The sequence below is a fragment of the Pseudomonas sp. NDM genome, assembly GCF_003105095.1.
In the GTDB taxonomy this organism is placed as follows: Bacteria; Pseudomonadota; Gammaproteobacteria; order Pseudomonadales; family Pseudomonadaceae; genus Aquipseudomonas; species Aquipseudomonas moraviensis_A.
The window spans coordinates 22,514-31,073 of the sequence record NZ_QETJ01000052.1 but is presented as its reverse complement, the minus strand read 5'-3'; the positions used below and the strand labels follow the sequence as shown (position 1 = coordinate 31,073).

The window sequence follows — 8,560 nt, the reverse complement described above, 5'->3', positions numbered from 1 at the left end:
GATTGAAAAGACGCTATCGCGAGCAGGCTCACTCCTACAGGGGTAAGTGTGTTCTTTAGATCAAAGACAACAGGTTGGAACCCAGAAAAATCTGGTCAATCCAGAACACCTGGTGCAGCAGCACGATCACCCAGAACAGAATCTGGAACGACACTTTGCGCGTCTTGTGCCGGAATACCTGCTGCGCGATCAATGCACCCGGCCAGCCGCCGGCCAGCTCCACCGCATGCAGGATGTTTTCCGGCGTGCGCCAGGCATCGGCGCGGGCCTTGCGCTTGTCGGCCCAGTACAGAAAGAACGCGAGCACACTGACAATCCCGTACGCCGCCAACGGCAGCCGCGATATGCCGCTCAGCCACATCGACAGCGAGCCGAACAGCGGCAGCGCGCAGACGATCAGCAGCACCACCAGCTTCAACTTCACCTGCTGAAGGCGCCCGCCCGAAGGCCGTCCTTGCGGGCGGTGCGCGCGCGAATCGTTCATGGCTTGGCCGCCGACCAGTCCACCCAGCCGAACTGCCAGGTCGCCAGAATGAACAGGCCGAACGCAATCCGGTACCAGGCGAACGCCGCATAGCTGTGGCTGCCGATGAACTTGAGCAAACCGCGCACGGCGATCATGGCGAAGATAAACGCCGTGACGAAACCAATCGCGAACACCGGGAAATCCGCCGGCACGAACAGGTCGCGGTATTTATAGCCCGAGTACACCGCCGCACCGACCATGGTGGGCATGGCGAGGAAGAACGAAAATTCCGTGGCGGTCTTGCGCGACAGGCCGAACAGCAAGCCACCAATGATTGTCGAGCCGGAGCGCGAGGTGCCGGGAATCATTGCCAGGCACTGTGCGAAACCGATTTTCAGGGCATCGGTCCAGCGGATCTCGTCGACGGTTTCAGCGTGCACTTCATGCTGGCGCTGTTCGGCCCACAGCATGACGATCCCGCCGATCACCAGCGCAGCAGCCACGGTAATCGGGTTGAACAGGTATTCGTGGATCAGGTCGGCAAAGATCACCCCCAACACCACCGCCGGCAAAAACGCGATCAGCAGGTTGACGGTAAAACGCCGTGCGCTCGGCTGGGTCGGCAGGCCGATCACCACGTCGAGAATCTTGCGGCGAAACTCCCAGACCACCGCGAGGATCGCGCCGAGCTGAATAATGATGTTGAACGCCATGGCCCGCTCGCCGCCGAAGTTCAGCAAGTCGGCGACGATGATCTGGTGTCCGGTACTCGAAATGGGCAAAAACTCCGTCAGCCCCTCTACAACTCCTAGTATCAGTGCCTGCAAGGCAGTCCAAAGATCCATCAATCCCCCAGAGAGCGATGCGCGACGGCATGCCCCGATAGTATTTTTAGCGTTCACTGCGTTCAGCGTAGCCGGTAAAAGCTGTACCGATTCCGCGCGCACAGGATCCAGACGAAACGGTAAAAATTCCGTGAAATTTCAAAACCGGATTCAGGTTTTCGCGTGCGGGGCCGAAATCCTAACAGACAAGCCTCAATAGCGCTCTGCGCGTTGGCTGGCTTGCCTGGCGCAGTCCCGAGCACTCAGCTGTGGCTGGATGCTGGCGATCGTTTATTACAAGAACAAGAATCCGGAGTGACAGCGTTATGAACAGCTTGCGCAGTGTGTCGATCAGCCGACGCTTGTGGCTCATCTTGATTGTGGCGGTGGTCATGTTGCTGACCTTGGGCGTGCTGATGCTCAAGCAGATCCACGACGACCTCTACCACGCCAAGGCGCAGAAAACCCAGCATGTGGTGCAGACCGCCAGCGGCCTGCTCACGTATTACCAAGGGCTGGAGACCGCCGGCACCCTGACCAGGGACTCGGCGCAAAAGCAGGCGCTGACCGCGATCCGTGGTCTGCGCTATGACCAGAACGATTACTTCTGGATCAATGACCTCACGCCTGTGATGGTCATGCACCCGACCAACCCCAAACTCGAAGGCCAGAACCTCTCGGCGATCCGCGACCCGGACGGCTTTGCGGTGTTCAACGAAATGGTTGCCATCGCCAAGGCCAAAGGCGCGGGCATGGTCAATTACCGCTGGCCGAAGCCGGGCGCGACTGACCCGGTGGCGAAGACTTCGTACGTGAAGCTGTTCGAACCCTGGGGCTGGGTGATCGGCTCCGGTGTGTACGTCGACGATGTCCAGGCAGAATTCCAGGAGCAGATGATCAAGGCTTCGGTGATCGGTCTGGCGATTGCGCTGATCATGGCGCTGCTGGTGATCCTGATCGCCCGCAGCATCGTCCGTCCGTTGCAGGAAACCGTGAACGCCATGGCCAACATTGCCAGTGGCGAAAGCGACCTGACGCGCAGCCTCGATACCCATGGCAAGGATGAGGTCACCGAGCTTGCCCATCACTTCAATGCCTTCACGGCCAAGTTGCGCCGGGTGATTGGTGACTTGCAGGTGTCGGCCAGCGCTCTGGGCCAGTCCTCCAGTGAACTGGGCAACGATGCCTCGCAGGCACAGCAGCGCAGTCAGCAGCAATCGCAGCAGATGGAGCTGGTGGCGACGGCGATCAATGAAGTCACCTACGGCGTGCAGGACGTGGCGAAAAACGCCGAACACGCCGCCGCAGAAATGCGCGATGCCGAAGCGCAGGCACAACAGGGCCAGATCAACATTGATGGCAGCCTGCAACAGATCGACAAGCTCTCGGACACGATCGATCAGGCGGTGGAAGTGATCCGCACGCTGGCGGCCGAGAGCACACAGATTGGCAGCGTACTGGAAGTGATTCGCTCGATTGCCGAGCAGACCAACCTCTTGGCACTCAACGCGGCAATTGAAGCGGCGCGTGCGGGTGAGCAAGGTCGCGGGTTTGCCGTGGTGGCCGATGAGGTGCGCTTGCTGGCCCAGCGTACGCAGAAGTCGACGGCGGAAATTCAGTCGATGATCGAGCGCCTGCAGAACCACTCGGAGGCTGCGGTGAAGGTGATTGGCGACAGCAGCAAGGCATCGCAACTGACCATTGAACAGGCGGGACTGGCCGGGGCCAGCCTCAATGCAATTGGCCAGGCGTTGCGCAATCTGAACGGACTGAATGCCTCGATCGCCAGCGCCACGTTGCAACAGGCCCATGTGGTTGAGGACATCAATCAGAACGTCACCCAGGCGGCCGGGTTGTCACATAGCACCGCATTAGCGGCTGAACAATCCAGTGCAGCCAGCCTGCGCCTTGGGCAACTGAGCGAACAGCTCAACGGGTTGCTGCGCCAGTTCCGCGTCTGACCGATCACCGAGGTGAGCCCACCCCTCACCCCAGCCCTCTCCCCGAGGAGAGGGAGCCGACCGAGGTGTCTGGCCTCATACATCGACCTGAACAATCGAGTCGATTATGGATTCAACGAAGATCGTTCAAACCGGCGCAGCTCAAAAGCATCCCCCAATCAGTCCCCTCTCCCTCTGGGAGAGGGTTAGGGTGAGGGGCTTTTGATCTGACTAATGCAGTACAATCCGCCCCCTTCTTTCATTCCCCAAGGATCACTCATGTCCGGGCTTGAACTGTTCGCCGCTGCCCTCGGTGTCATCGCCGTGTGGCTGACGGTCAAACAGAATCCATGGTGCTGGCCGATCGGGCTGGTCATGGTGTTGCTCTACAGCTGGATCTTCTTTGAGGTGAAGCTGTATTCGGACATGTTGCTGCAAGTGATCTACGCCGCGTTGCAAGTCTACGGCTGGTGGCAATGGACCCGCGCCGGGACGATGCACGACGGACGCGAAGTCAGCCGCCTCGACACTCGCTCGATTCTGCTCGGTCTCGGTATCGGCGCAATCGGCAGCCTGTTGCTGGGCGCGGCGATGGCGCACTGGACCGATGCTGCACAACCGTGGCTCGATGCCGCGCTCACCGGGTTCAGTCTGGTCGCGCAACTATGGATGGCGCAAAAACGCCTGCAATGCTGGGCGCTGTGGTTTGTCCTCGATGTCATCTTTGTTGGCCTGTTCATCTATAAAGGCCTGTACCTGACTGCCGCGCTCTATGCGCTGTTTACCCTGCTCGCCGTGCAAGGCTGGCGGGAGTGGCGCGCCGATCCGGCGTTGCGCGCATGAAAGTCGTGGTCCTCACCGGCCCGGAATCCACCGGCAAGAGCTGGCTGGCGGCAGGATTGGAGCAGCGTTTCGGCGGCGTGCGCGTTGACGAATATGTGCGCCGGTTTATTGAAGAAAACCCCCGCGACACCTGCCTGGCCGACATCCCCGCCATCGCTCGGGGTCAGTTGCACCGGGAAGATCAGGCGCGGGCCAGACAACCCGCACTACTGATCCTCGACACAAATCTTCTGAGCAACATCCTCTGGAGCCAGACTCTGTTTGGTGACTGCCCGGACTGGCTGGAAACCGAGTTGCTCGCCCGCCATTACGATCTGCACCTGCTGCTGTCGCCGCAACAGGTCGACTGGGCCGAAGACGGCCAGCGCTGCCAACCGGCTCTTGAAGATCGCATGGCGTTCTACGAAGCCACTCGCGCGTGGCTGATCCAGCATCAACAGCCGATGCAAGTGATCGAAGGCAATTGGGCCGAACGCCAGACGCAAGCCTTTGCGGCGGTCGAGCGTTTGCTGGCCGAATAAGCCAGCAAGCAGGCAATTCGCGCAATCTGTCCGTTTTTGAAACAGTCCCGAGCGCGCAAAGCCCCCATCCAAACGCTGTTCATCACTGCGTCACCTCACCTGTTACGCCGCTGAAACACATCGGCGCAAACCCTTGATCCAGAGCTTTGCAAAGCCAATTGGCACTCAAGCGATCCTCGGCGTGTATCACTGGTGAAACAGTAGCGACCAGAGCCATCCGCTCATATCGCCCAAGCCATTGAAATAACAAGACAATCCAAATCCGGCACAGCTTTCGCTCTCTCCTTCACAACGCTGAATCACCCAGCCCACTGAAGAAGGAATTGCAGCCGTGGGGAATTTCAATAAAAGCCTGACCTGCCTCCTGCTGATCGGATCAGCCGCCAGCGCATTGATCAGCGTCAGCGTGCAAGCCGAAGGCAATGGCGTGATCGTTCTCAACCGCGACGTTCAGCCCATCCCGATCGGCCGCAATGGTGGCAAAGACCCCTATCCGACCACGGTCAACGCCAACCCTTCGGCGCGGATCAACCAGACCCTCAGCAGCACCGAACTCAGCGACGGCGATTTCGCCAGCGTCGCCAGCGGTTCGTCGATTCGCGGCAACATGACCACGCCCACCTCCAACCTGCCCGGCATGAACACCCTGACCAATCAGAACGGCCTGCCCGGCATGCGCACTGGTAGCGGCGGCGGTTCTGGCGCGTCGATCTCCAACACAGTCAACCGGGCAATGAGCACCGGGCTGGCGCCTCTGACTCGCATGGCCGGAGGCCAATGACATGAATCGCACCCTGCTGCTTCTCGCCCTGCTCGGCTGCACCAGCGCCATGGCCGATCCGGCTTCAGTCAACCAGGCGAATATCCAGAATTCCGGTGCCCAGTATCGCGGCAACTTCAACGTCAACCAGGCCGCCGGTGACCAGATGCAGCAAGCCAACACCAAAGCGATCGCCATCGGCACCGAGTCCCACGCCACCACCAGCGTCAGGCAGAACATCGACACGCCCGCCAGCCGCGCCATCGACGCCAGCGCCAACATCGGCGGCAACTCTTTCAGCAATGGCAACGGCATCCTCGGTGTGAACCAGGGTGCCGGTGCCAACAATCAAATGGCCAACGTGACGCGCGTCAGCATCAGTGCCGGCCCGCAGAGCATTGACGACAGCGCCCTTTCGCAACAGAACGTGGCGTTTTTACCGAGCTCAGGAGCAACTGGTACCTCACCCGGCAGTCGCCAGGTCACGACAAGTGATCAGGCCTTCACCGGCAGCCGCGGGGTAATCCAGGTGAACCAGAGTGCCGGGGTGGGGAACCGCATGGCTAACACCCTGAGCATCCGGGTCGCTGACTGACCCAAACACAGTGCAATTGGAAAAGTAACAACACTTAACCCAACTAATAAGCACGACGGAGAAACAACCATGAAACCTACAATGGCTCTCAAACCACTGGTTTTCGCACTCGCAGCAGTGATGGCAATGGCAGCACAGGCTGGCGGCCGTGGTGACAACAACGGTCATGGTAACGGGCACGGCAATGGTCACGGCCAGCCACAAGGTCCAAATCTTGAACAACTGCTGCAGATCACCGCAGGCGCCGGCGCCGCTGTACTCGACGCGCAAAACAGCGACGGCAACGTGGTGAAAAACCAGGGCACCCTGAACAACGCCAATGCCAGCGACTCGCTCAATGGCTCCAACGGCAATATGGGCGCCAACGTCGCTGCCGGCGACGGCAACCAGCAGGACAACGCTGCGGCGCTGGCCACCGCTGACGAAAGCTTCATCTTCGGCAACGCTGTTGCAGCCTCGAGCGCGACTCAGGTGAACAACAACAACTACGTGAAAAACTCGTCCACCTTCAACAACGCCACGCTCAACAATGCCGGCAACAACGGTTCCGGTAACATCGGCATCAACGTGAGCTCCGGCAACTTCAACCAACAGAAAAACAACCTCGCCATCGCTGTTTCCGGCGGTCGCGTAGCGCAGGCTGCTGCCTCTGCCAACCAGTCCTCGACTGGCCTGGTCGTGGAAAACAAAGGCGTGCAGGCTTACAAAACCGACACCCTCACCGGTACCTATGCAGCCGCTGGCGTGTTCAAAGCCAAAGGCACCGCGACCATCGAAGACGACAACCATGGCGGTTGGGGTAACCGTGGCGGCGGCCACGGCGGCAACGATGATCAGAAAGCCAAGTTCGAAGCCGTGGGCAGCTTTGGCCTCGCTGGCGTCACCACCCAACAAGTGCTGACCAAAGATGGCTGGAAAACCCCAGTCGTCAATAACGCCAACATGAGCAACTCGATGAACAACTTCTCTGGCAACGGTGGAGTTAACGTCTCGGCGGGTGTCGCCAACCAACAAAGCAACTCGCTGTCCATCGCCGCAGGTTGCAAAGCCTGCATGTAATCGCGATCGAAACGAAAGCCCCGGTAACGGGGCTTTTTCCTCGGTTCCACAAGGCGTATTCGATCATGCGGACTCCTGCCCTCTTCGCTCTGCTTTGTCTGTGCGGCCTGACTCAGGCAGCCCAGATGCCCGTGGCTGCCCTGCCGGGTGGCGTGCTGGTCTACAAGGACGTGCAAAGCATTCGTGAGCGCAAGTTTGCCGACATCGTCGAACAGAAAACCGATTTCAGCTGCGGCGCTGCTGCACTGGCAACGGTTCTGCGCCAGGCCTATTGGCTCGACGTCGATGAGGAGCACATCATCAAAGGCATGCTGGTCAACGCTGACCAGGACCTGGTGCGAACCCAGGGTTTCTCCATGCTCGACATGAAGCGCTACGTAGAAAGCATCGGCATGCGCGCCCGTGGCTACCGGATCCCGCCCGAGAAACTCGAAGCGGTGACCATTCCGGTGGTGGTCCTGATGGACATTCGCGGCTACAAGCACTTCGTCGTCCTGCAGCGTTCGGACAAGGATTGGGTCTACATCGGTGACCCGGTACTCGGCCACAAACGCTACAAGCACGACGACTTTGTCAAAGGTTGGAACGGCATTGTCTTTGCCATCGTCGGCCCCGGTTACGACAAGGCCAACGCCTTGCGCAGCCCTCCCGTGCCGCTGACGGCGAAAAATACGCTGGACGGTTTCAACCCGGTCAAAGATGCGGAATTGATGGATTTCGGGTTCATTCAGAGCGACTTCTTTTAATCGCCGAGTTAGAGAATGGGACTGGATGTCCCGGGAGCAGCAGATGAAAAGCTCATACTGGCTGGCCGCCGCCTGCCTGGCAGCGAGTGCGTCAGGTTTAGCCCATGCCGGATTCAAACCCATCGAAATCAAAGACCAGGAGCTCGCCGAGCTGCGCGGTCGTTACGTCATGCCGGGGCGGATCATCAGCTTCGGCATTGTCATGAGCAGCACCTGGCGCAACGCCAGCGGCGACCTGATCGGGGCCGCGACTTCGATGCAGATCCAGGCCGCAACGGTCAAACCGGAATTCTATGTCTCGACCATCAAGGAGTCGGGCAACGGCAGTACTCCCACCTTGGGCACCGGCACTGTCATCGGTGGCGCCGGCCTCAACAGCAGCCAGGGCGTGACGCAAAGCGTGCGCGCTGCCGGCGATGGCAACACCGCCAACAACAACGTCGCAATCAACGTCAGCGAAGCCAGTCAAGCGCCGGCGCTGGTGCCGTCACAAGGCCAGGCGCTCGTCGCCGGGCAGACCATCAGCGGCAGCAACGGCGCCGGCAGTGTCGCGGTTTCGGCCAACGGCGGTGGCGTGCAAATGGCCATTCAGGCCAGCGGCAATCAAGGCACAGCATTGCAACAGGTGGCCCAGGGCGGGCTGCTGCAAAACACCCGATTGCTGGGCAGTGCCAACGTGGTCAACAACCTCACGCAACTCAACGTCGTACTGAACAATAACGGCAGAAGCGCCGGTGCACTGGACTGCAACCTGACCCAACTCGGGGCCCTACGCAATATCGGATATTGAACTACGCTGAGTCTCG

General features: G+C 59.9%; 10 protein-coding genes. 8 read left to right on the top strand and 2 right to left on the bottom strand.

The genetic code is table 11. The annotated features are described in order from the left end of the window. Positions 1-55: 55 nt before the first annotated feature. Both DCO47_RS13310 and DCO47_RS13305 read right to left on the bottom strand, forming a co-directional pair. Positions 56-484, bottom strand: coding sequence for a DUF1294 domain-containing protein (locus tag DCO47_RS13310; RefSeq protein WP_116658250.1), 429 nt, complete (start codon positions 482-484; stop codon positions 56-58). Beyond that, on the bottom strand, positions 481-1,311 hold the full coding sequence (locus DCO47_RS13305) for an undecaprenyl-diphosphate phosphatase (RefSeq protein ID WP_042609915.1): 831 nt from the start codon (positions 1,309-1,311) through the stop codon (positions 481-483). Before DCO47_RS13305 ends, DCO47_RS13310 begins: the two co-directional genes overlap by 4 nt. A gap of 305 nt (positions 1,312-1,616) precedes the next feature. Here DCO47_RS13305 and DCO47_RS13300 point away from each other — a divergent pair, with 305 nt between their 5' ends. The 8 genes from DCO47_RS13300 (at position 1,617) to DCO47_RS13265 (ending at position 8,544) form a co-directional block, all read left to right on the top strand. Then, complete coding sequence (locus tag DCO47_RS13300; RefSeq protein ID WP_116658249.1) at positions 1,617-3,251, top strand: methyl-accepting chemotaxis protein; 1,635 nt, start codon at positions 1,617-1,619, stop codon at positions 3,249-3,251. Positions 3,252-3,509: 258 nt separating this feature from the next. Next, complete coding sequence (gene pnuC / locus DCO47_RS13295) at positions 3,510-4,073, top strand: nicotinamide riboside transporter PnuC (RefSeq protein ID WP_116658248.1); 564 nt, start codon at positions 3,510-3,512, stop codon at positions 4,071-4,073. Then, positions 4,070-4,594: an AAA family ATPase gene (locus DCO47_RS13290; RefSeq protein ID WP_116658247.1), complete on the top strand. Its 525-nt coding sequence runs from the start codon at positions 4,070-4,072 to the stop codon at positions 4,592-4,594. The genes pnuC and DCO47_RS13290 overlap by 4 nt, the downstream gene beginning before the upstream one ends. Before the next feature lie 331 nt (positions 4,595-4,925). Further along, the gene (locus DCO47_RS13285) at positions 4,926-5,375 is read left to right on the top strand and encodes a hypothetical protein (protein WP_064362255.1); all 450 of its coding nucleotides are present in this window, start codon (positions 4,926-4,928) and stop codon (positions 5,373-5,375) included. 1 nt (position 5,376) lies between these two features. After that, positions 5,377-5,949: a hypothetical protein gene (locus DCO47_RS13280; protein ID WP_042609910.1), complete on the top strand. Its 573-nt coding sequence runs from the start codon at positions 5,377-5,379 to the stop codon at positions 5,947-5,949. Between the two features lie 69 nt (positions 5,950-6,018). Then, positions 6,019-7,008 (top strand): hypothetical protein, encoded by a 990-nt coding sequence (locus tag DCO47_RS13275; RefSeq protein WP_064362253.1) that lies wholly within the window; start codon positions 6,019-6,021, stop codon positions 7,006-7,008. A 65-nt stretch (positions 7,009-7,073) separates the two neighbouring features. Further along, the gene (locus DCO47_RS13270) at positions 7,074-7,754 is read left to right on the top strand and encodes a C39 family peptidase (RefSeq protein WP_042609908.1); all 681 of its coding nucleotides are present in this window, start codon (positions 7,074-7,076) and stop codon (positions 7,752-7,754) included. Between the two features lie 43 nt (positions 7,755-7,797). Further along, positions 7,798-8,544, top strand: a complete 747-nt coding sequence (locus tag DCO47_RS13265) for a hypothetical protein (protein ID WP_065617306.1) — start codon at positions 7,798-7,800, stop codon at positions 8,542-8,544. Positions 8,545-8,560: the final 16 nt, after the last annotated feature.